The sequence below is a fragment of the Mucilaginibacter jinjuensis genome (assembly GCF_028596025.1).
GTDB classification, from domain to species: Bacteria; Bacteroidota; Bacteroidia; order Sphingobacteriales; family Sphingobacteriaceae; genus Mucilaginibacter; species Mucilaginibacter jinjuensis.
Genome location: NZ_CP117167.1, coordinates 4214602 through 4239010, shown reverse-complemented (window position 1 = coordinate 4239010; position 24409 = coordinate 4214602). Strand labels below are relative to the sequence as shown.

The 24409-nt window shown below is 41.1% G+C and carries 13 protein-coding genes; 11 read left to right on the top strand and 2 right to left on the bottom strand.

Going from position 1 to position 24409, the window contains the following annotated elements:
* The first annotated feature begins 221 nt into the window (after positions 1-221).
* From PQO05_RS18350 to PQO05_RS18340, 3 genes are all read left to right on the top strand, one after another.
* The gene (locus tag PQO05_RS18350) at positions 222-3506 is read left to right on the top strand and encodes a SusC/RagA family TonB-linked outer membrane protein (protein WP_273628893.1); all 3285 of its coding nucleotides are present in this window, start codon (positions 222-224) and stop codon (positions 3504-3506) included.
* 11 nt (positions 3507-3517) lie between these two features.
* Complete coding sequence (locus PQO05_RS18345; RefSeq protein ID WP_273628892.1) at positions 3518-4957, top strand: RagB/SusD family nutrient uptake outer membrane protein; 1440 nt, start codon at positions 3518-3520, stop codon at positions 4955-4957.
* Positions 4958-5074: 117 nt separating this feature from the next.
* Entirely contained in the window at positions 5075-7609 is a 2535-nt protein-coding gene (locus tag PQO05_RS18340; RefSeq protein WP_273628891.1) for a zinc-dependent metalloprotease, read from the top strand.
* A gap of 164 nt (positions 7610-7773) precedes the next feature.
* Here the strand turns inward: PQO05_RS18340 and PQO05_RS18335 are convergent, their stop codons facing one another.
* Positions 7774-8208 (bottom strand): winged helix-turn-helix transcriptional regulator, encoded by a 435-nt coding sequence (locus tag PQO05_RS18335; protein WP_273628890.1) that lies wholly within the window; start codon positions 8206-8208, stop codon positions 7774-7776.
* 148 nt (positions 8209-8356) lie between these two features.
* On the opposite strand from PQO05_RS18335, the gene PQO05_RS18330 reads away from it, so the two are divergent.
* From PQO05_RS18330 to PQO05_RS18305, 6 genes are all read left to right on the top strand, one after another.
* Positions 8357-9076, top strand: a complete 720-nt coding sequence (locus PQO05_RS18330) for a hypothetical protein (RefSeq protein WP_273628889.1) — start codon at positions 8357-8359, stop codon at positions 9074-9076.
* A gap of 460 nt (positions 9077-9536) precedes the next feature.
* Complete coding sequence (locus PQO05_RS18325; RefSeq protein ID WP_273628888.1) at positions 9537-10562, top strand: LacI family DNA-binding transcriptional regulator; 1026 nt, start codon at positions 9537-9539, stop codon at positions 10560-10562.
* A gap of 281 nt (positions 10563-10843) precedes the next feature.
* Positions 10844-13924 (top strand): SusC/RagA family TonB-linked outer membrane protein, encoded by a 3081-nt coding sequence (locus PQO05_RS18320; protein WP_273628887.1) that lies wholly within the window; start codon positions 10844-10846, stop codon positions 13922-13924.
* Positions 13925-13942: 18 nt separating this feature from the next.
* On the top strand, positions 13943-15448 hold the full coding sequence (locus PQO05_RS18315; protein ID WP_273628886.1) for a RagB/SusD family nutrient uptake outer membrane protein: 1506 nt from the start codon (positions 13943-13945) through the stop codon (positions 15446-15448).
* A 17-nt stretch (positions 15449-15465) separates the two neighbouring features.
* Positions 15466-16455 (top strand): LamG domain-containing protein, encoded by a 990-nt coding sequence (locus tag PQO05_RS18310; protein ID WP_273628885.1) that lies wholly within the window; start codon positions 15466-15468, stop codon positions 16453-16455.
* Between the two features lie 125 nt (positions 16456-16580).
* Positions 16581-17729: a glycoside hydrolase family 130 protein gene (locus PQO05_RS18305; protein ID WP_273628884.1), complete on the top strand. Its 1149-nt coding sequence runs from the start codon at positions 16581-16583 to the stop codon at positions 17727-17729.
* Positions 17730-17958: 229 nt separating this feature from the next.
* Here the strand turns inward: PQO05_RS18305 and PQO05_RS18300 are convergent, their stop codons facing one another.
* Positions 17959-18345 carry a response regulator transcription factor gene (locus PQO05_RS18300; RefSeq protein ID WP_273628883.1) on the bottom strand — a complete coding sequence of 129 codons (387 nt, stop codon included), beginning with the start codon at positions 18343-18345 and terminating at the stop codon, positions 17959-17961.
* Between the two features lie 276 nt (positions 18346-18621).
* On the opposite strand from PQO05_RS18300, the gene PQO05_RS18295 reads away from it, so the two are divergent.
* Both PQO05_RS18295 and PQO05_RS18290 read left to right on the top strand, forming a co-directional pair.
* A complete protein-coding gene (locus PQO05_RS18295) occupies positions 18622-20142 on the top strand; it encodes a GAF domain-containing protein (protein ID WP_273628882.1) in 1521 nt (506 codons plus the stop codon).
* Between the two features lie 3 nt (positions 20143-20145).
* Complete coding sequence (locus PQO05_RS18290; RefSeq protein ID WP_273628881.1) at positions 20146-24204, top strand: chemotaxis protein CheB; 4059 nt, start codon at positions 20146-20148, stop codon at positions 24202-24204.
* The last annotated feature ends 205 nt before the right edge of the window (positions 24205-24409 follow it).

Genomic DNA, 24409 nt, shown 5'->3' with positions numbered 1-24409 from the left:
CTCCAATATTTCCTGCAGCAAGGCTAAAGGTTTCCCTGGTTGCCATAAAAAAACCGGAGAGTGGTTCGAAGCACAATCCGGCTAATAGTATGGGTCAACCGATTTAAACTAATTGACTAAACGAGTTTTTCACCAACCCAAAACCATACAAAAGTATGCAAATTTTTACTTCTTGTCTGCCGTGCACTAACTATGCCCGGTTTAAAAAAATACTATTGGTTATGAAATTAACCACCCTACTCATTTTTATAGGTTTTCTTCAGGTAAACGCAACCGCATTTGGGCAACAGCATATTAACCTCACGGCAAATAATACGTCGTTAGAGAAATTGTTTAAGCAACTGGAGAAGCAAAGTGGCTACTCTTTTTTCTACAAAGCAGGCGTATTAAAAAATATGCCGAATGTGAATGTAGAGATCAACGACGCATCTATTGATGAAGTGTTGCAAAAATGCTTCGCCAATAAACCGCTCGATTATATGGTTGTGGACAAAAGTGTGGTGATCAGGCGTAAAGATCAGCCACAGGTAATTGTAAAAGCAACACCGCCATATACCTATGTTAATGGTAAAATAGTAGATGAGCATGATCAGCCGCTGCCTGGCGTAAGCATAAAAGTAAAAGGGACAAATATTGGCTGGGTTACAAACACCGCAGGGGTATTTAATGCTTTGATTACCGATCCAAATGCGATACTACAAATTAGCTTTATAGGTTACACTACTCAGGAGTTGGCCGTTAAAGATCTTAAAAGCGCAGTTAAGATTATATTGAAAGAAGATATCAGTAAGCTGGATGAGGTACAGGTAATTGCCTACGGCCAAACTACCAAAAGGCTTAACACTGGCGACCAAACTACTGTTACGGCCAAGGAGATTCAGAATTATCCGGTGGGCAACGTTTTAAGTGTATTGCAGGGTACAGTGCCGGGAATGGTAGTTAGCCAATCAACAGGGCAGGCAGGGAGCAGTTATAATGTGGTAATAAGAGGGCAAAATGGTTTAACTACAAGCACTGCGCCTTTGTATGTAATTGATGGTATCCCTTATACCGGTGGATCTTATACCTCACAAAAATCAAATACCATAGGATCTAATAATTCGGGTTACGATGCATTGAGTTTTATTAACCCACTGGATATTGAAAGCGTAAACGTTTTGAAAGATGCCGATGCAACTTCAATCTACGGGTCGCGTGGTGCAAATGGTGTTATCCTGATCACCACTAAAAAGGGTAAGGCTGGTGATATGAAGGTTGATGTAAACTTTTTTAGTGGATTTAGCCAGGCCAACACGGTACCACAATTCTTAAACACCCAACAATATCTTCAAATGAGAAAAGAGGGTAAAAAGAATGATAATCAGGCTGTACTTAGTTCTGATTATGATATTAATGGAACCTGGGATACCACACGTTATACCAACTGGCCAAAAACATTTTTAGGCGGTACGGGGCATAGTACCAATGCACAAGCCAGCATATCGGGTGGAAATAATAATGTATCATACATGGTAAGCGGCGATTATCGTAATGTATCCAACATTCAGCAAATGATAGGCGGCAATGATCAAACCTCATCATTACACTTCAACTTAAACTCTACAAGTAATAATAACAGGTTTAATATGACCCTGACCGGTGGGTATACTTACGATAATAACAGTATCCCGAATGCCGATCTTTCATCAAGCGCCAGCTTAGCGCCTGATGCACCACCTTTGTATACTTCGGATGGCACGTTAAACTTTCAGAATAATACATTTATTAATCCTTTAATTTCAAAAAACCAGATTGCCAGAACAACAGTATCAAATGTAACCGGCAGCATGGTTTTAAGCTATACTTTATTAAAAGGATTAAAAGCGCAAGCCACTTTAGGTTATAATAAACAAAGCCTTAACGAATTTTTAGGCAATCCGTTATCATCAATTTTGCCAACTTATATTGCATTAGGATCGAAGGGTTCGGCTAATTACACTTATGATAATAACAGTTTTTGGAGCATTGAACCCCAGTTAAATTATACAAGACAGGTAAGTAAGGGTACACTTGAGGTAACTGCCGGGGCGAGTTTGCAAAAGCAACTGTTAGATGCTACACAACTACAAGTAACAGGCTATACTTCCGATCTGTTGATTAATAATATTGCAGGCGGTAGTGCTGTAACCCCGTATGGACAAGGCTATAACGCATATAATTATAAATACAGTGCTATTTATGGCCGCGCTAATTATAACTGGCTAAATAAGTACATTGTTAATATATCAGGCCGTTACGATGGTTCAAGTAAATTTGGGCAAGATCGCCAATTCCACGTTTTTTATGCAGCAGGTGCAGCATGGTTGTTCAGTTCGGAAGAATTTATTAAACAAGCATTACCATTCTTAAGCTTTGGTAAACTAAGGGCAAGTTATGGTACAACCGGTAACGACCAGATCCCTCCATATTTATACCTGGAGAATTTTAGTGCTGTTACTTCGGTAAACCCATATCAGGGCAGCCCCGGTATAGTACCAACCAATTTACCTAACCCATACCTGAGCTGGGAAACCACCAAAAAAGCCAACATTGGCCTCGATCTGCAATTTCTGAAAGGGCGTATCGGTTTAGAAGGCAATTATTTTATTAATCGTACTACAGATATTCTGTCAGCTACGCCGCTATCGACAACCACGGGTTTCACCAGTATCAACCAAAATTTACCGGCCAAAGTGCAAAACAAGGGCTTTGACATTAGTTTAAATACAGTAAATATCCGGAGCAACGATTTTAGCTGGTCTACCACTTTAACGGTAAGCAGGCAACGTAATGCCTTATTGGCTTTCCCTAATGCCAGTGCCAGTCCGGCCATTGCGCAGCAGTTAAATCAATCTGTTAATGTGGTTTTTGTAAACCGTTATGCAGGCGTTAATCCGCAAACAGGGTTATACCAATTTTATGACCGCAACGGTAATATTATTTCAACACCTTCAAGCAGTGGCAGCGATCAAACCAAGCTCATCAATCTTAATCCCGATTATTTTGGAACAGTAGCCAATACTTTTAGCTATAAAGGTTTTTTGGTAAGTGTACTATTCCGGGGTATTAAGCAATTAGGCCGAAGCACATTTGGGCAAATACTATCAAGTGGGTTAGTACCTGGATACTACAGTTTAAACTATCCTGTTGATGTATTGAACCATTGGCAAAAACCGGGTGATGTTGCCAAATATGGCCGTTATGCCAGCACTTTCGGTACCACGGTTATAAATTCGCTGAGCGTTAACAAAAACACAGACGCTTATTATGGCGACGCATCTTACATCAGGTTGCAAAACGCGTCCGTCGGTTATCAGTTCCCAAGCCAGATTGCCTCAAAACTACACATGCGGAGTTTGAAGATATATGCCTTGGGCGAAAACCTGGCAACTATAACCGGTTATGGTTTTTCTGACCCGGAAACGCAGAACTATTTGAAAATGCCACCATTAAGAACAATCACTTTTGGTATTCAAGCATCACTTTAAATTAAGCAATCATGAAAATTAAAAATATTTTTTCGGCCCTTTTGGGTATAAACATATTGCTGCTGGTACTGGTAAACAGTGGCTGTAAAAAGTCTATTGAAGTTGGGCCATCTAAAGTTTCGGCAACAAGTAGTAACGCATTTACATCTAACAGCGCTGCTCAAACCGTGGTAGCGGGTATCCTCACAAAAATGTCAGTTGGCGACTTTTATCAGGGGCCAAGCAGCGTTAGCTTATGTATGGGGCTTGCCTCAGATGAACTGGTTAGCTTAAGTACAAACGCCTCGTCGCTGGGTAGTTTTTACACAAACAGTTATACAGCATTGGTGCCACCGCCGTTTTGGACAACAATGTACAGAGAGTTGTTTTATTGCAATACGGCTATCAATGGTATCACCGCATCGTCTGCTATTACACCGGCTGTAAAAGCACAATTACTGGGCGAGTTGAAATTTATCCGTGCATACATTTACTTTTACGCTGTAAACCTTTATGGCACGCCGCCTTTAACATTGACGGATGATTATACCGTTAATAATGTATTAGCTAACACACCCGCAGATCAGGTTTATGCACAGATCATCAAAGATTTGACAGATGCGCAAAGCTCATTAGCAGATAATATTTATGTTGATGGCACGGGTGCTACAGTAACAGATCGTGTAAGGCCAAATAAACAAGTGGCTACCGCCATGCTGGCACGTGTATATTTATATCTGCAAGATTGGAAAAATGCTGAAGCACAGGCCTCAGCTGTTATAGCCAATTCAAACTATACATTGGTAACTAACTTAAATCAAGTGTTTCTAAAAGGGAGTAAAGAAACACTATGGGCCCTGCAACCGGTATCAACCGTCAATTTAAATACGATTGATGCCGCTTACTTAATTGTTAATACCAGTTCGGCTGCGGTTACACAGTTGCCTTTAAACAAAGCATTGGTAAATTCATTTGAAGCCGGTGATGGCCGCCTCGCTAATTGGACAGGTACGTATACTACCACCAGTGCGCCAATTACGACTTACAGGTATGCTAATAAATACAAGGTAAGTTCAAACAGTCCGACTGTTGCAGTTACCGAATATCCAATTATGATGCGCTTTGCCGAACAATATCTTATCCGTGCAGAAGCGCGGGCCCAGCAAGGTAATACCGGTGGCGCTGCTGCTGATTTAAATGCTATTCGTTTACGTGCAGGCCTGGCTGCAACCACATTTACCACACAAACAGATCTTCTGAACGCTATTTATCACGAACGCCAGGTGGAATTATTTACAGAGTGGGGCCATCGCTGGTTTGACTTGAAACGTACTGGCAAACTTGATGCGGTGATGACTACAGTTGCACCAACAAAAGCAGCAACCTGGAGCAGTTACAAACAATTAATGCCAATCCCATCGGGAGATATACTTGCCGATCCAAACCTTAAACAGAATACAGGATATAATTAATCCCCTTTAAAACAATCAGGCTGATGCCGCACATTGCCATTTTCAACATTGGTAATGTGCCGGTGTTAGCCACTGCTTTGCTTAAAAAATACATCCCTAATAAAATAATTAAATAAAATGTACATCAACACTAAAAAAACAGGCCGGGCACTTATACTTTCGGCGGGGTTGGTACTGGCATTAAATGCGGCAGATGCGCAGCAAAAGAAAGCTTCAAAAGCTACTGCTTCTACCGCACCTGTAATCGATACTGCAAAGGCCAAAAGTCTTGCCCAATTAGCCCTGGCTAAACCGCCCGTAACAATTAAGGCTTACAAAGATGTGGTACCGGCATCGGCCAAAACCATGAAAAGTTTTTTGAAAATGCATTTGGTTGCCGATAGGTATTTGTTTGAAATACCCGATTCGCTTTTAAAAAGGGACATACTGGTAGTGTCACGGATTGATAAATCGCCTACGGGATTCAGATTGCCTGGCGGTGTAATGAGTTATTCTGGCGATGAAGTTGCCGAAACGGTTATTCAATTCGAAAAAATACCTGGTGATAAGATGGTACTGCGTTCGGTATCGTTCAAAGAATTTTCGAATGATACTACAGAGAATGGTTTGTCCAGATCGTTAATCAACAGTAATTATCAAAGTATACAAGGTGCATTCCCTGTAAAAGCTTATAATAAAGAGGGAAACAGCACAGTAATTGATGTTACCGACTTTATAAATAATGACAATACTATTTTCGCGATAGGAGACCCTTTTATTAGAAACCTGCTTGGTAATTTGGTAATAGACAGATCTTTCATCGATAATGCCATGGGCTTCCCAAACAACCTCGAGATTAAATCTGTAAAAACCTATAATCAAAAGCCAGGCCCGGGGGGAATTGCAGGGCCGCCTTTCTCGTATGAGTTTAACAGCTCAATTGTATTGCTACCCAAGGTACCAATGCAACCAAGACTGGCTGATCCACGTATCGGGTTCTTTTCTAATTCATATATCGACTTCGATGCTAACCCGCATGGTGTAGCCACTACCAATTACATTTGGCGTTGGCGCATGGAGCCAAAGGATGGCGACATGGATAAATACAAACGCGGCGAATTGGTTGACCCTAAAAAGCCAATTGTGATTTATATAGACCCAGCTACACCTAAAAAATGGGTGCCTTATTTAATGCAAGGTATTGATGATTGGAAGGTGGCGTTTGAAAAAGCAGGTTTTAAAAATGCTATTATGGCTAAGCAGGCACCCGTGGGCGATTCTACCTGGAGCATGGAAGATGCCCGACACTCTGTGTTGGTATATAAACCATCGGCCATTGCCAATGCTATGGGGCCAAGTATTAAAGACCCACGCAGCGGCGAAATACTGGAAACACATATTAACTGGTATCACAGCGTAATGACTTTGCTGCAAAACTGGTATACCGTACAAGCCGGGGCTATTGACCCACGTGCCCGCAAACCAGAATTGGATGATGAATTGATGGGGCAGCTGATTCGCTTTGTGTCATCACATGAGATTGGCCATACCTTAGGGTTGATGCATAATTTTGGTGCATCGTCAACCGTGCCTGTAGAGAATTTACGGAATAAGGCATGGGTTGAAACACATGGGCATACGCCATCAATTATGGACTATGCACGTTTTAACTACGTTGCCCAGCCCGAAGACCATATTACCGAAAAAGGAATTTTTCCGCGTATTGGCGATTACGATAAATGGGCCATTGAGTGGGGATATAAACTAATCCCGGAGGCTAAATCAGCTACAGATGAAAAACCGACACTTAATAAATGGATGGTTGCTAAACTGGCATCAGGCAAGCAATATTTTTATGGCAGCCAGCTTGACCCTTTAACACAGCAAACTTTTAACACACTCGACCCTCGCGACCAGAGTGAAGACCTTGGTGATGATGCCATGCTGGCCAGCACTTATGGTATTAAAAACCTGAAACGTATTGAACCCAATCTGCTAACCTGGTTACATGAACCTAATGAAAATTATGATAAGGCAGGGGATATGTATAAGGAAATAGTAGCCGAATATCAGCGTTTTATGGGGCATGTGTTACGCAATATTGGCGGTATGTACGTTACCCCTAAAACGGCCGAACAACAGGGCCCTGTGTTTGAGCTGGTAAATAAAGCCAAACAGCAACAGGCTATGGCATTTTTGCAACAGCAATTATTTGCCACACCTTACTGGCTAAATGATGCTAAGCTCTTCGACCTTACATCTACCGATTTTAGTATGGTTACAAGAATTCAAAAAACTACGTTGTTATCGCTATTAAGTGGGTCGCATATCTCAATGCTCATTAGTGAAGAAAGAAGTTACCCTGGCAAAGCCTATACAGCCTCACAAATGTTGCATGAGCTTAAGCAAGGGATATTTTCTGAGCTGCCAGTTCATAAACCCGTTAGCATTTACCGTCGCGATTTGCAAAAAGTATACGTGGAAGCCTTAATTGCCATTATTACCAAGCAAACCACAGGGCTTGACAATGATGGTTTATCTATTATTAAAGCGCATGCTAAGCAACTGGCTGTTGAATGTAAAAATGCAACTACCGCAGATATTATTACGCGCGAACATTTAACCGATTTATATGAACGTTTAAATACCGCATTAAAGCCCAAACGCGATTAAGATACTTTTTGTTCTTTAGTTTTCATGCTTCATTAAGCATACAGTTAGTTAATTAAGTTAATAACGCCCCTCAAAGTAAGGGGCGTTTATTATAACCAATTTACATTCGTTTATATTGCTGAGTTCTTAGTTGCATTAAAATTGATTAATCCTAATAACTGAGCTTATGCCGGTAAGTGCGAGTGATAATCCTTTAAAAGTTTCGCCTGCAATTGACTAATAAGCCCGGTTTTGCTTTTTTTTAATGCTTTAGCAAAGGCTTCCCTTTTCGTGCTGTCATTATTTTCATTATGTGCCGATCCCCAGGCAGATAGTTCAACGATTATCGGCACCAAAGTGATTCCTTTTTCTGTTAGACAATAAGCTACCTTTCCCTTCCCTGGCACTGCATATTTCAAAAGGAAACCTTCAGCTTCTAACGTTTTTAATCTATCGCTCAGAATATTTGTAGCCATCTTTTCGTCTGCATTCAAGAAGTCGCCAAAAGTGTTCTTATTGTAGATAACAATATCCCGTACAATGAGCAAAGTCCACTTATCACCAAAAAAGTCAAGACCATAGCTGATTGGGCAATCGGATCGGTGCTTTATCTCTTTCATATTCGATTGTATCAAAACACAAATATAGCGTATTTGATTACGCTCAGATTTACGTTACTGACACAAATATGTCATTATGTGCTTTTAAATTGCAAGTTGAAAAAATACATTTGTACTTGCAAATAACAAGTATATATAACTTATGATTATGAATGATCTATTAAAATTAACCCTTGATGCACACGGTGGCATTGAAGCCTGGAAGCGCTTTAAAAGTATATCTGCCGAACTGAAAGTTAGAGGTGTTGCATGGGAATTACGCCAGCAAACCGGTGTACTCGACAATATCAATGTTACTGTGAGCACTGACAGGCAGTTTGCAACATTTTATCCATTTGTGAAGGAGACCTGGCATAATACGTTCGAGCCCGATCGGGTGTCGATTATGGAAGGTAATAAAACAATTGAAGCAATGGATAACCCGCGTGCTTCATTTGCAGGATTTAATTATAACGACCCATGGTCATTATTGCAATTAACCTATTTTTCTGGTTATGCAATTTGGAATTACTTATGTGCACCATTCTTTTTTGCAGATCCCGCGTTTAAAGTAGCTGAAATTGAGCCCTGGCAAGAAAATGGAAAGGTTTATCGTTGCCTTCAGGTTACTTTTCCTAAGCATTTGGCAACTCATTCCAGGGTAGAAAAGTTATACATCAATGAAGATGGTCTAATAGATCGTTTAGATTACGAAGTGGAAGTAGTAGGTAATACTGCAGCGGCCAATTACATTGAAAACTATATAATCTTTCAGGGAATTAAATTCGGAACAAAAAGGCGCGTTTACATGAGGCAGGAAGATAATACGCCAAAATTGCCTTCTCCGGAATTGATCGCTATCGATATGAGTAATATTGTACTTCGATAACTAATCATTATGCCAGAAAGAAAAGCTATACTTAATATATAGCTTTTCTCCATTTAAATATTTTGATTTATTCCTGCCAGTGTTTACTATTGATATAATAGGCAAGGTAAATATCAATGAGCTTATTAACTGAATAATCCGGATAAGCGGTTAGTAATTTTTCTTTATATTCAGCTTTAGTTTTGGCTTTGTTTAGGATCTTGTTTTTTTAAATCTTGTAAAAAAATAGTTCGATAATTCTATCGCAGCGGGGTCGCAAAAGCTCGCAAGTACTGAAATAATTGTGAGCTTTACCGGGTTTTCTTCTGTAAGCATTACTCATTAACAATCTTGATAACACGTTACTATCCTGCGTTACTGGTCAAATAATCTAAATAAGCAAGTCTAAATAATTGCTTACTATATTTGTCGTTATAACCAAGCCTGCATTATTGCATTTACCAGTTAACTAATCAGAATTATGAAACAGAAAATTTCCATGAACGATATAGCTCAGGATTTGAATATATCGATTACCACGATATCATTTATTCTGAATGGCAAAGCAAAAGAAATGCGGATTAGTGACAAGCTCACAAAAAAGGTTCTGGACTACATAGAAGAGAAAAATTACAACCCTAATGCATTAGCCCAAAGCCTCCGTACCGGTAAATCTAAAATAATAGGGTTGGTTGTAGAGGATATTGCAGATGCCTTTTTTGCAAGCGTTGCCAGGCTGATTGAGGAACGCGCTTATAAAAAAGGGTATAAAATTATTTATTGCAGTACAGAAGATAATCCCAAAAAAACGATTGAATTAATAAGGATGTTTAAAAGCCGGAACGTGGATGGATACATCATTACACCACCTAAAGGAATTGAGTCTGAACTTAGATTTATGCGTAATGATAGCTTACCATTTGTGCTGTTCGACAGATATTTTCCCGAAATAGATACAGATTATGTTGGTATTGACAACCTGGAAGGGTCTAAAATTGCCATACAGCATTTAATTGAGCAAGGTTTTAAAAACATTGCCTTTGTAACGCTCAGCTCAGATCAAACCCAAATGAAAGACCGGAAGGCAGGTTATCGTTTGGCGATAAAGGGAGGAGGTGTTAAAGAGTACATATTAGAAATAAAGTTTACCTCGAAACCCGAAAAAGTAGTGCAGCTGATCACTAATTTTCTGACCAAACACAAAGAAATTGATTCGGTACTGTTTGCCACAAACTACCTGGCCTTGCAGGGTTTTGCTGCATTAAATAAGTTAAAACTGAGAATCCCTGAAGATATAGCCGTTATCGGTTTTGATGATCATGCATTTTTTGAAGTTTTTAACCCGCCAATTACTGCTGTTGCACAGCCTATGAAGAATTTATCTGAAAACCTGATCGATGTTTTGTTTACCAATATGAACAATGAAGGCCAGCCAGCAGATGCGTCAACCAAAATTGTTCTTAACCCGGAGTTAATAGTAAGGGCATCTTCATTGAAAAAAAAGTAGCAAATATATTTTTTAATAATTTGCTAAAACCGTTTAGTTTTTCTACGTTTGAAAACCAATTTAGATCGACTATAAGCTTTGCTATGTTTTTTTATTAAAAACATGTAATATATAATATTGATAAACAATTATTTATGTAATTGTGTGTCTTTAATAATGCCAAGTTTATCTCAATTTTAAAGCGGGAGCAGTGTGTTTGCCAATAATTAGCCCTGAGCCTTATTCTGCCATTAACCTAAAGACAAATATTTAATTCGCTTATGATAGATTTTACGTTTAACATGAAATGGAAAGCGGTAGTTACATGCTTTTTCATTATGCTCTGCTGTTGCTTAAAAAGCCAGGCGCAGGGTAAAACAATTACCGGAAAGGTAATTGATGGTGCCACTAACGAAACCCTGATAGGGGCAACAGTACAAATCAAGGGAACTACACAAGGTGTCGCGACAGACGTTAATGGAAACTTTAAAATAAATGCCGCTGATGGCGCTATTTTAGAAGTGAAAAGCGTTGGGTACACCGCTATTACTATCGCTGCTGTATTTGATCAGCCGATGATAATTAAACTGGCCCAAACCAGCAGCGCGCTTAATGAAGTATTGGTTGTTGGTTATGCCACTCAAAAGAAGGTAAGTTTAACCGGTGCGGTATCCAGTATTAAAAGCAGTGATATTGCCAACCTGCCCGTAGGAGGGGCCGACCAGATTTTGCAAGGTAAAGCAGCAGGTGTGGCGGTTACCCAAAATACCGGCGCGCCAGGTGATGGTATAAACATCCGCATCCGTGGTGTGGGTACTATTAATAATAACGATCCACTTTATATTATAGATGGCGTGCCAACCCAAAATGGCATTAATGAAATATCGCCGAATGATATAGAGAGTATCAGTGTATTGAAAGACGCATCTTCGGCAGCTATTTATGGTGCACGTGCATCAAACGGGGTAGTTATTGTAACTACCAAAAGAGGTAAAAATGGCCCGCCGAAAGTAAATATTAATGCCTATACGGGTGTACAAACATCGCAGCATTTGATAAAAATGGCTAATACGGCTCAATACGTAGCTGCTTATAATACCGCTGCAACCAACGATGGCCGTACGCTGATACCTGCAGATGTTATAGCTGGCCTGCCCGATGTAAACTGGCAAAAAGAAGTATTGAAACCGGCGCCTATCAGTAATGTGCAGGGCTCTATCAGTGGCGGTAATGATAATACTACGTACATCGTGTCTGCCAATTATTTTGGTCAGAATGGGCTGATTAAAAATTCAGATTTTGATCGGTTAAACCTGCGTACCGCCATTACAAGTAACCTTTCTAAATGGGTTACTATCGGTACAAACGTAAACCTGAGTTATTCTAAAACCCGTAAGGTTGGTACTTCGGGCGATGGATCTGGTGCAGGCAATCCCGGAGCCAGTGTATTACGTTATGCCTTGTTTAGAACGCCTGCTACGCCCGTTTATAATGCTAACGGCCAGTTTGTAGATCTGCCGGATCATCCCGAATTTTTTGGGGATGGCCTTAACCCGGTGGGTTATGCAGACAACTTTAATGATACGTATAACAACTATTCGGTATTGGGTAACGCTTACATCGAACTGCATCCCATTAAGAACCTCAAGATTAGAAGTGATTTCGGTACCAACTTTGCAATTACAGATTACAAGCAATTTTTTGCAACCTGGGGTATCGACAGGTTTTTTAATACCCCGAACAGCTTAGCACAATCAAACATGAACCAGTTTGATTATAACTGGACTAACACTGCTACTTATGACTGGACTCTTGCCAAGAAACATGTATTTAACTTCTTAGTAGGTAGTGAGTTGGTAAAAAGTAACATCAACACATTAAGCGCCTCGCGTAACACATTTGCAGATCAAAGTTCCACGTTCCAGTACTTGGATAATGGTGCAATTTCTACAGCATTAAATGGCAGCGGGCAAACCCATTGGGCTTTATTTTCATTATTTGGCCGCGTAAATTATGCTTATGATAATAAGTATCTGGCTACTTTTAATTTCAGACGCGACGGTTCATCCCGCCTGGACCCGCATAACCAATATGGCGATTTCTACGGAGGCTCATTAGGCTGGAGATTAGATCAGGAAGAGTTTTTGAAAGATGTAAAACCGATCAGCTTATTAAAACTGCGTGCCGGTATCGGGCAGTTAGGCAACCAGGAAATTGGTAATTACAGCTATGTTACCCAGGTCCAAAACACAGGGTATTATCCTTTTGGCGGTACCAGCAATCAGGGCAACTCGGTTGTTTATCTGGGTAACCCCAATGTTAGATGGGAAACCAGTACGCAAACAGATGTAGGTTTAGATTTGGGCTTGTTTAACAGTGCGCTATCTATATCTGCAGATTATTTTATCAAAAATACCTCGGGGGTATTATTGCAACCACAACCACCGCCAAGTGCAGGCGGTGCGGCAAGCGGTTATGTTAATGCCGGTAAAATACGTAACCAGGGCTTTGAGTTGGAAGTTACCTACCGCAATGCCATTAATAACAAGTTTAAATATGAAGTTATAGGCAATTTTGCTACGGTGCAGAATAAAGTAGTATCATTAAACGGCGGCGCGCCATTGGTAGGCGCCCGTATAGATAATAACTACTACGCCACGCAAACAGCCGTTGGGCAGCCAATAGGATCATTTTATTTACTGCAGGATGAGGGTATTTTCCAAAGCGCACAGCAAGTATTTACCCATGCTTACCAGGGGCCTAATATCAAACCCGGTGATGTAATGTTTAAAGATATTAGCGGGCCAAACGGCAAGCCGGATGGCGTAATTGATAATTACGACCGTACCTATGTAGGTAGCCCTATCCCCAAATTTACATATGGCTTAACCACTAATCTTTCTTACGCTAAATTTGATGTAAGCTTATTTTTTCAGGGTGTATACGGCAACAAGTTGTATAACCAGGTTAACACCGATATCGAAGGCTTTTATCGCGCCTTTAATATTACCGAGCGGGTAGCTACCCAAAGCTGGACCGGCCCTGGAAGTACAAACGAATTTCCGCGTTTATCGTGGGATGGCGCCACTAACAATAAGCAGCCCTCTACCCGTTTCTTAGAAAGTGGTTCATACCTGCGCCTTAAAAATGTGCAGTTAGGTTACACCCTGGGAGATCAAGTATTAAAAGCACTTAAACTTTCATCGGTTAGATTTTTTGTAAGCGCGCAAAATGTATTCACAGTTACCAAGTATACCGGTATAGATCCCGAAATGTATTCCAACAGCAACTCGGCCGGTGATGGTGTAAGAGCTGTGGGTATTGATTGGGGCACATATCCATCCGCGCGCACGTTTACCGTAGGTATTAACGCAAACTTTTAATCTTTAAAACTTACAGAAATGACAAAGAAATACATATATATAGCGATAGTTGGGAGCCTGGCCTTTTCGGCATCCAGCTGCAAAAAATCATTAGATCAACCCATATTAGGAACGTACGAGGCCGATAAGTATTTTAATTCATTGGCCAATGCTACGGCTGGTGTAAATGCAGCTTACGTACCGCTTAATTACACCGATGCATTTGCAAATGAAGTTTGGGTATTGGGCGATGTTGCCTCTGATGATGCCGTTAAAGGCGGTTTGGCTGGCGATCAGGCTGATATTGATAACATAAACAATTTTAACATACTCAATACCAATGCTGCGGTAGAAGGTGTGTGGGGTAGATATTATGATGGCATTTCGAAAGCTAATTTTGTTATTGGCGGCTTAACGGACGCTAACAAGGCCGTACCTGATGCCAGTAAAGCAACCATTGTTGGCCAAGCCAAATTTTTAAGGGCTTATTATTATTTTACCTTAACTAACAGCTATGGTGATATTCCATTGCGCTTACAGGTTGCCACTGCCGATAATCTGGGAGCACCTGCTGTGCCACAAGCACAAATTTATGCCCAGATAGAAAAAGATTGTACAGATGCTGCTGCTGCATTGCCAACAACCTGGAGCGGCGCCGATGCAGGGCGTGCTACCAAAGGAGCAGCTTTAGCATTATTGGCCAAAACCTATTTGTTTGAACAGAAATGGGCTTTAGCTGCATCAACAGCGCAACAGGTTGAGGCTTTGGGCATTTATTCATTAACCAATAAGTTTACTGATAATTTTACCGCAGCAACTAAAAACAATACAGAAGCTATATTCTCGATACTACATACCGCAGGCCTGAGTCCTAAACAAGGCAATGGCCTTAATCAGGCATTTGCGCCCAGGGGGGCGTTAAATGGTTACGGATTCTTTCAGCCTACTCAAAGTTTGGTGGATAATTTCGAAAAATCAACCGGTGGGGTAGATGATCCAAGATTGGATTATACCGTGGCACGTGCCGGTCACCCTTACTTTGATGTGGCTTATGATCCAACCTGGTCAAATACAGGTTATATGACTAAAAAACAAATTCAGCCTTTATCAGAAATTCCAGTTTCAACTAAAGGTGATGGTAATTTAAATGTCGAAGCTATCCGTTTTGCCGACGTGTTACTAATTGAAGCGGAAGCATTAAATGAGTCTGGAAGTAGCCCTGCCGCTTTGATACCACTTAATAAGATCAGGAAACGTGCCCGCGAAAGTTATTTGTACGATAGCTCGCTGGGAAGCCCAACCGTACCTGCCGGTTTGTTGCCCGATATTACAACAACCAGCCAGGCATCGCTTCGTGATATTATCCGTAAGGAAAGACGTTCAGAATTGGCTATGGAATTCGGTCGTTTCTATGATATTATTCGCTATGGAAGTGCCTATGCAACCAATGCGATGAAAGATATCCCGAACTTTAGTTATGCCAATAATAAGTTCTTCCCGATTCCGCAGAGCGAACGCCAAACTAATCCTTTATTAGGTAAATAATTAAAATGCTTAAGGACATGAAAATTTTAAATAGATATACGGGGTTAATTTTACTGGCCATTGTGCTGGTATTTAACCTGGCAGCTTGTAAAAAAGACGATAAACAGGAAGTGTTTAACCCCAACGAAACCAATATCAGTTTGGCTATTGATTCGGCCAATAAATTGTATGACAACACCAAAGAAGGCAGCAAGCCGGGTACTTATGCCGTTGGTGCAAGAACAGATTTAAAAACAGCTATCACACTGGCTACAGCTACCAAGTCATCAAACCAGTATAGCCAGCAGCAGGTTGATAATGCAACGGCAAACCTTTACCGTGCTATAGTAACATTTCAGTCGCGTTTAATACAAGATGTATCGCCGGGGAACCTGATTGCACAATGGACGTTTACGGGTAACGCTAATGATGTATCTGGCCACGGCCATAATGGTACGTTGATGACCGGCCCTTCCGGAACTAACACATTGCCGGCTTTAGTGGCTGACCGTTTTAACCAGACTAATAGCGCTTATGATTTTGCAAATGGGGCTAATATTGAAGTGCCATATAGTCTTGATTTAAATCCGAAAGAATTTACCATCAGTATATGGGTTAAACGCCATACCACTAATGCCAATAATTATATGTTTTCGCTGAATGATTATAATGGCTTTAAATTTCAGTTACAGGGTGGTAACTTCCTGTTCCTTACCATCCACGCTGATGACGGTTACCACGATGTAGATAGCAACCCAGGTGTGGTGCCACAAGATGTATGGACCTTCATTTCGGCTTCATACACTAACGGAACTATGAAGTTTTATGTAAATGATAAATTGGTTAAAACGGTTGCAGTAACGGGCACACCAATTACGCTTCCTTCACCTGTAGATCTTACTATTGGAACAAATTTACCTCATGGTAGCAACTATTTCATAGGCTCGCTGGATGATATCCGTTTCTACAATCGTGCCTTAACAGATGCGGAAGTATTATCTATTTACACTATCGAAAATAGTCTGTAAACATCTGGCTCTTAAACCTTCAAAGCAACAGCAGTGTACTTAAAGACTAATGTTGCTTTGAGGATTTTTTAAAACAAAAAACGATAACCACTGATAAACATATTAAAATCTCCAGAATACTACTTATGAAAAATTTTACTGCTTTTATTAAAAGCCTTGCCCTATGCTTAATAGTTTCTGGCAGCGCTGTTGCGCAACAGAACCATTTACCCGACTGGGCGTTCGGGGGATTTAAGAGGCCTGCCAATATTAACCCGATCATCTCGCCGGATAGTACTTCGAAATTTATCGATCCTATTTTAAATAAGCCGGTAAGCTGGGAATCTAACGATACCTTTAACCCTGCAGCTGCACTTATTAATGGCAAAATTGTGGTTCTATACCGTGCCGAGGATAAATCTGGCGTAGGCATAGGTTTCCGTACCTCGCGTTTAGGTTATGCATCAAGTACAGACGGGTTGCATTTTAAACGCAGCCATACACCTGTATTTTATCCCGCCAATGACAGCCAGAAGAAATATGAATGGCCGGGTGGTTGCGAAGACCCGCGTGTAGCTGTTACTGCTAACGGTACTTATGTTGTGTTTTATACCCAGTGGAACCGTGATGTGCCTCGCCTGGGCGTTGCTACCTCAAAAGACCTGAAACACTGGACTAAGCACGGGCCAATATTTGAAGATGCTTACAATGGAAAATTTCTGAATATCCCTCATAAATCGGCATCAATATTAACAAAGGTAGTAGGCGGCAAACAGATCGTCGCCAAAATAAATGGCAAGTACTGGATGTATTGGGGTGAGCTGCATGTGTATGCTGCAACCTCTGATAACCTGGTTGACTGGACACCACTCATCAATACTGATGGTAGCCTTAAAGAATTAATTTCGCCAAGGAAAGGATATTTTGATAGCGAGCTTACCGAATGTGGCCCGCCAGCTATATGGACCAACAAAGGCATCATCTTATTTTATAACGGAAAAAATAAAGCAGGTGATGACGGCGATAAGCGTTTTAACGGAAATTCTTATTGCGCTGGCCAGGCTTTGTTTGATAAAAACGATCCATCTAAACCTATAACCCGTTTGGATGTGCCATTTTTACGCCCAATGGAGCCATTTGAAAAAAGCGGACAATATGTTAATGGTACAGTATTTATAGAAGGTATGGTATACTTCCAGAAAAAATGGTTTTTATATTACGGTTGCGCTGATTCGAGGGTTGCAGTAGCTATATACAACCCGGCAAATGCTTCATCGCCAGATCCGGTTAATTGAGTTTAGTGTAAAATAAATCTGCAACCATTTATAGGTTACAAAATATTTCGGTTACCAGGGGATAGTCGATTTGACTGTCCCTTTTATTTATTTATTACAATTACCTAAATGCTTGCGAACTTTTATCGGATTTTAATATATAGAAGTGCCGCTTAATAATGTCGATTTTCTAATTGAAGCGCTATATTCAATACTTTTGTACAAGGTTTATAAACAATACATTAAGTAACTATTTGTAGATTAATGTATTAATTTGTTGAGCGAGTTCTTCAAGGTCGAACGGCTTGGCAACAAACGCATCCCAGCCATAGTGCCCCAAAGAGTCAATCACCCGCTGATGGGCAGAAAGCATGATAATTGGAATATGCTTTGTTTTTGGGTTTTTCTTAAGCTGCGAACAATACTCTCCGCCATTTATACCGCCTAAAAGGTAATCCAGCATAATCAGGTCTGGTCTATTTTCTTCTACCAAGGAAACAATGTCAGTAACCGAATGATAAGCAGCCACTTCATAACCGATGGAAGTCAACCATTCTGTAAGCATTTCCAAAATATCCTGATTATCCTCCAGGATAAGTATCCTTTTAAGTGCTTCTCTACCGTTATTTATCGTCATTATCTCTTCGTTCGGAATGATGCAACAGCAGTTGTCACATTTTGTTTAAATATTACAGATCCAAACCTTATTGCAACGTTGGTGTTTAACTGATCGGAATAATTTTCCGGAGTATTCCCCTGAGTTGTATTATTAAGTAAACTTCTTTTCTTTATAAGAAATTGATATTTTAGCCTTACATCTGCTAAACCCGGTATTTGCAACATGCCTTCGGGCCTTATGTATGCGCTTTAGTTGTGATACAATCATGAGAAAATACCGGATAAAACATGCTCAATGGCTAAAAAAACTAATTACGATTCTGAATTTTGCGGCAGTCTGCCCTTAAACCATATTAACGTAGTTCAATCCTATGGCTATCTGGTAGTGCTCGATAAAATCAATTTTCGTATCCTTCAGGTTAGCGAAAATTGTCCTGATTTATTCCTGACCGACTTTCATAGCGTTATAGGGAAAGACTTGACGGAATTTTGCAACACAAAGCAATTGAAGGAATTGCAAGGGCGTTTTGCCGAACGGTCTAAAGAGAAAATCCCTTTAACTCTGACGATTTTGGGTAAACGGCTTTTATCACTCGCGCATTTCAAGGATACCCATATCATACTGGAGATCGAGAAAACTTACCAGGCGGGTGAGCGTACCTTTACCAATGTTTATGAAGAGGTAAAATACGCGATGGCTACAATAGAGTCTGCTGAAACTATAAACGAGGCTAGCCAGGCGGCCGTTCATGAACTGAGAAAGATCACAGGCTTTGACGGCATTATGATGTACCGCTTTGATGAAGATTGGAACGGTACCGTGATTGCGGAAGAAAAAGAAGGCAATCTGGAGAATTACCTTGGACATACTTTTCCTGCTTCTGATGTGCCAAAACAGGCACGCGACCTATATTTAAAAAACCCATATCGGCTAATTCCTGACCGGGAGTATGAGCCAGTACGGCTCTACCCGGTGATTAATCCGGTTACTAATGCCTTTATAGACCTTTCTGATTGTAACCTGCGTGGCGTTGCAGCCGTTCACCTCGAATACCTGAAGAATATGAACGTGGATGCATCGATGTCCATTCGCGTTATTTGTAATAATACGCTTTGGGGGCTTATTGCTTGCCATCATCTTACACCACATTATTTGAATTTTGAATTGTGCTCGGTTTGTGAGCTGATTTCTTCGGTAATCTCTAATCGTATATCCGCGATTTTAAATAAGGATTTGTTTGAACAGGAAACTGAATTGCAGAAATACCAAACCACACTTATTGCACAGGTTTATGCAGAGCATGAACTCATTCCGGGTTTGATGCCGGAAGAGGGTATCAATGTGTTAACCACGTTTGGGGCAGGCGGGGCAGTTGCTTTCTATCAGGGTGCTTATCGCACTATTGGCGAGGTACCAGATAGAGATATGGTAGAAAATTTGCTGCTCTGGCTTCAGAATAAAGAGTTAGATCGGGTGTTCAATACAGATCAACTGCCCGAATTATTTGATGAAGCTATGCCTTATGCAGTTATCGCCAGCGGGTTACTGGCTATACCGGTAGATAAGAGGAACGGGGAGTTTCTGATCATTTTTCGCCCGGAGGTGGTACAGACCATCAATTGGGGGGGCGATCCGGGAAAAACGATCAATTTTGATCCTGATGGTACCAAATACCATCCGCGTGCCTCTTTTAAAATATGGAAGGAGCTGGTTCATCATACTTCCGAACCCTGGACAAAACAAGAACTGGAAACAGCAGAAAACCTCAGGACGTTTATTTACGAGTTCAGAACAAAACAAGCTAATTATAATTAACGCGTGGCTAAACAGACTTTGAAATTTTCCGAATCAAGAGCGACCGACCGTTATATCGTGGCCATTGGCGCATCAGCAGGCGGACTGGAAGCCATTCACGAGTTTTTTGATCACATGCCCGAAAACTCAGGGTTTACTTTTGTGGTGATCCAGCATTTATCGCCGGATTATAAAAGTCTGCTGGCCGAATTGGTAGCCAAACATACCCGTATGAAGGTTCTGGAAGCTGCCAACGATGAAAAGTTACAACGTAACTGTGTGTACATTATCCCAACTAAAAAACTGATGACCATTAAAGGACATCAGTTGAAATTGGTAGATAAGATTAAAGATAAAGCCCCTAATACGGCAATAGATACTTTCCTTTTTAGCCTGGCTAAAGAGAAGAAAGATAAAGCAATAGCCATTATTCTTTCCGGCACCGGTACTGATGGAACTAAAGGCATAGAAGCGGTTAAAGAAGCGGGTGGTATGGTGATGGTTCAAGAACCCGCGTCGGCAAAATTTGATGGTATGCCTAATAGTGCCATTACTTCGGGCAACGCCGATTTTATTTTGCCACCGGCAAAAATGCACCTGGAACTACACCATTTCGTACAGCAAAAATCAGCGCCAGAACTGGCTTCTGATCAACTGGACGATTCCCTGATGAATGAATTGTTTCAACTGGTTAGTCAGAACAGCGATCAGGATTTCAATCTGTATAAAACACCTACTATTCTGCGCCGCATAGCCAGGCGGATGGCGGCAGTGGAAGTACCTGATATCCAGGATTATGTAGCCTTGCTACACCAGGATGCCGGTGAGGTTAAACTGTTGGCTAAAGATTTTTTAATCGGTGTGACTAAGTTTTTTAGGGACAAAGCGGCCTTTGAAATATTAGCCAAAGATATTATCCCTGAGCTGATCCGTCAGAAACAGGAGGGAGACCTGCTTAAAGTATGGGTTTGTGCCTGCAGTACGGGAGAGGAAGCCTATTCGATCGCCGTACTGATTAATGATTGTTTACAGCAAGCCGGTAAAAGCCTGGAGGTAAAGATTTTTGCTACCGATGTGGACGAAAAAAGTATAGAAATTGCCGGTAAGAACAGCTATCCGCTGACGGTTGCTAAAGAAATACCATCCGCATTACTAAAAAAATATTTTGTTAAGGACCGTAAAAGTTATTCGGTTATTCCGTCCATCCGCAAACAGATCGTTTTTGCGCGGCACAACGTAATTAAATCGCCGCCATTTATCAAAAACGATTTAGTTACCTGCCGCAATATGCTGATCTACATGAATAATCTGTTACAGCAAAAAGTAGTGGCAACTTTTCATTATTCGCTGAATAAAGGTGGTTTTTTATTCCTGGGCTCCAGCGAGAATGCCGCTAGCATTAAAGAAGGCATTACAGAGATCAGTAGTAAATGGAAAATCTACCAAAAATCAGGTACCATTAATTATGGCCTGCACCATACGTATACCGCAGCGGCACCGTCATTGAGAGCTCCAGAGAAAAAGGTTGTCAAACCATTAGAGTCTGATAAAACCATTGAACAGGATTTCCTGGAACTGATCACCGATGAGTTTGACGCGGTCGCTATTTTTATTGATAAAACTTATATCGTTAAAGATACGATTGGTAATTACCGCAGATACCTGAATCTGCCCGAGAAAAAACTTGACCTGAATATCCTGAACCTGGTTAGCCGCGATGTAGCATTGGTGTTGAATACAGCTATTCGCAGGGCATGGAAAGAAAATAAGAAAACCTACCTCAATAAAATCCGGATCAAACGGGACAAAGAGGAAATGTTTCTGCAGATCACAGTAAAACCTCCGGAGGACGGATCTTCACACGGGCATACCTTGTTGATGTTCACGGAAGCCCAGGCAGAGCCGGGGACCAAAGAAGGAATCACATTGCCTACCATCGGGGCTGAGCATCAACAGGAGCATATTCTGGAAGTGGAAGCCGAACTGAATGAAACCCGGGCCAATTTGCAGATGGCCGTGGAGGAGATGGAAACCACTAATGAGGAGCTACAATCCAGCAATGAAGAATTACTGTCAGCCAATGAGGAACTGCAATCAGGTAACGAAGAGTTACAAAGTCTGAATGAAGAATTGCATACCTTGAATACAGAACACCAGGTTAAGATCCGTGAACTGATTGAACTGAATGATGACCTGGATAACTATTTTAAAAGCACGGACATTGGCCAACTTTTTATTGATTCGGGCATGCGTATCCGCAAGTTTAACCCGGCAGCTGTAAAGATCGTTAACCTGATTGAAGCAGATATTGGTCGGCCTATTAGCCATATTTCCAGCAATATTCAATATGATCATCTGGTGAATGATATGCATACGGTACTATCTAATGAGCAGGTGGTGGAAAAAGAGGTTAGGGTTAGGGACGGTAAAAATTACCTCATGCGCATTATGCCTTACATCCGTAAGGATAAACAGCGGGACGGCGTAGTGATCACCTTCATAGATATTTCAGTGGTGACCGAGTTAAACAACATTATCTCAGGTGTGTTTAACGCAAGTTCGGCAGCGATCCTTGCCTTTAAGGAAGAACGAAACCGTTCCGGGAAAATTACCGATTTTAAATGTATTGCCTATAATAATGCCGCTCTGCAATTATCAGAAAAGCAGGCAGAGCAATTGAATACAAATCCTTCTATTAAGGAGTTTGCAGATTTATCTCATACCATTACATTCGACCAGTTCGTTAAGGTAGCAGAAGGGGCCAAACCATTGCAAACCGAATTGCAAACCGTTAGCAATAACTGGTACCAGGTGGTTACAGCCAAGATGGATGATGGTTTTGTTGTCAGTTTAACTAATGTAACCGACCGGCGTAATGCAGAGCAAAAACTACGTAAAAATTACCACGAGCTAATTACTGCCCGTGAGGGTCTAAAGACGTTAAATAACCAGCTGGAAGACCGGGTGTTTGAACGTACGCGTAAACTGACGGAAAGCGAAGAAAGGTTTAACCTGGTATCTAAAGCAACTAACGACACGATCTGGGACTGGAACCTGATTAACAATACGATGTGGCGCAGCGAAAATTTTACGGTGATGTTTGGTTACGAACGTGACCCGGAAACCAACCATATTGGTTTCTGGTTCGAGAAAATTCATCCGGAAGACCGCCAACGCGTGCAAGACAGTGTTTACCAGGCCATCAATCAACATGAAAAGAACTGGTCGGCCGAATATCGGTTTTTAAAAGCCGATGATACCTATGCTTATATCCTGGATCGCGGAAGTATACTCGAAGATGAGTTCCGTACACCTTATAGGCTGGTGGGCTCTATTATCGATATTACCAAACAGAAAGAAACAGAAAACAACCTAATTAAGGCGCAAACAGCTACCGAGGAATTGATGCGTAAAAAGGATGAGTTTATGAGTGTTGCCAGCCACGAATTAAAAACTCCTGTAACCAGCCTGAAAGGCTCGCTGCAAATTTTGCAGCGTATGACTTCCAAAATGGACGCTAAAGATCCGATTGTATCTTTTATAGACAAGGCCGAAAAGCAAACCGGTAAACTAACCGTTCTATTAGATGATTTGCTGGATGTAACCAAGATCCAGGAAGGAAAGCTGCGATTGAATTACGAGCGATTTGATGCAGTTAGTATGGTACGGGAAAGTGTTGACGAGGTTCGGGCTCAAGGCGGAAGCCATGAGTTGATCTTTGACTGTGAAGAAAAGGCTGAAGTTAATGCTGATCGGGCCCGCTTAGAACAGGTGATCAATAATTTCCTTACCAACGCCATCAAATATTCTCCGGAAGCAAAACGGGTAGAAATTAGGTGTGATGTAAAGGACGGATTGTTTAGTGTGCAGGTTAAAGATTTTGGAATAGGTATCCCCCCAGGTAAACGTGAGTTTCTGTTCGACCGCTTTTACCGCGTTCAGGAATCATCCACACACTTTGCTGGCTTAGGACTTGGCTTATATATCTGTTCGGAAATTGTGAAACGCCACCATGGTACAATCGGAGTTGAAAGTGAAGAGGGAAGAGGTTCAATTTTTTGGTTTAGCATTCCGGTAAATTAACTTATTAATTAAGTTATACCTTCTTATGGAAAAGGAAATATGAAACCCGGCGATAGCCGCATTTTACTGGCCGAAAGTATCGGTACACAAACTTAGCAACCTCGGCTACAAGCGGCAACTCCAGTATTTGAATCGAGATGGCCTTGATGTATTACATATTCTGTTTTTAAAGATATTTATATACCGCCGTATGGGTTTGTAGTTA

Excerpts from the sequence above, each read along its gene's own strand:
- PQO05_RS18350 (WP_273628893.1), top strand. The coding sequence starts at position 222 with ATGAAATTAACCACCCTACTCATTTTTATAGGTTTTCTTCAGGTAAAC.
- PQO05_RS18345 (WP_273628892.1), top strand. The coding sequence starts at position 3,518 with ATGAAAATTAAAAATATTTTTTCGGCCCTTTTGGGTATAAACATATTG.
- PQO05_RS18340 (WP_273628891.1), top strand. The coding sequence starts at position 5,075 with ATGTACATCAACACTAAAAAAACAGGCCGGGCACTTATACTTTCGGCG.
- PQO05_RS18335 (WP_273628890.1), bottom strand. The coding sequence starts at position 8,208 with ATGAAAGAGATAAAGCACCGATCCGATTGCCCAATCAGCTATGGTCTT.
- PQO05_RS18330 (WP_273628889.1), top strand. The coding sequence starts at position 8,357 with ATGAATGATCTATTAAAATTAACCCTTGATGCACACGGTGGCATTGAA.
- PQO05_RS18325 (WP_273628888.1), top strand. The coding sequence starts at position 9,537 with ATGAAACAGAAAATTTCCATGAACGATATAGCTCAGGATTTGAATATA.
- PQO05_RS18320 (WP_273628887.1), top strand. The coding sequence starts at position 10,844 with ATGAAATGGAAAGCGGTAGTTACATGCTTTTTCATTATGCTCTGCTGT.
- PQO05_RS18315 (WP_273628886.1), top strand. The coding sequence starts at position 13,943 with ATGACAAAGAAATACATATATATAGCGATAGTTGGGAGCCTGGCCTTT.
- PQO05_RS18310 (WP_273628885.1), top strand. The coding sequence starts at position 15,466 with ATGAAAATTTTAAATAGATATACGGGGTTAATTTTACTGGCCATTGTG.
- PQO05_RS18305 (WP_273628884.1), top strand. The coding sequence starts at position 16,581 with ATGAAAAATTTTACTGCTTTTATTAAAAGCCTTGCCCTATGCTTAATA.
- PQO05_RS18300 (WP_273628883.1), bottom strand. The coding sequence starts at position 18,345 with ATGACGATAAATAACGGTAGAGAAGCACTTAAAAGGATACTTATCCTG.
- PQO05_RS18295 (WP_273628882.1), top strand. The coding sequence starts at position 18,622 with ATGGCTAAAAAAACTAATTACGATTCTGAATTTTGCGGCAGTCTGCCC.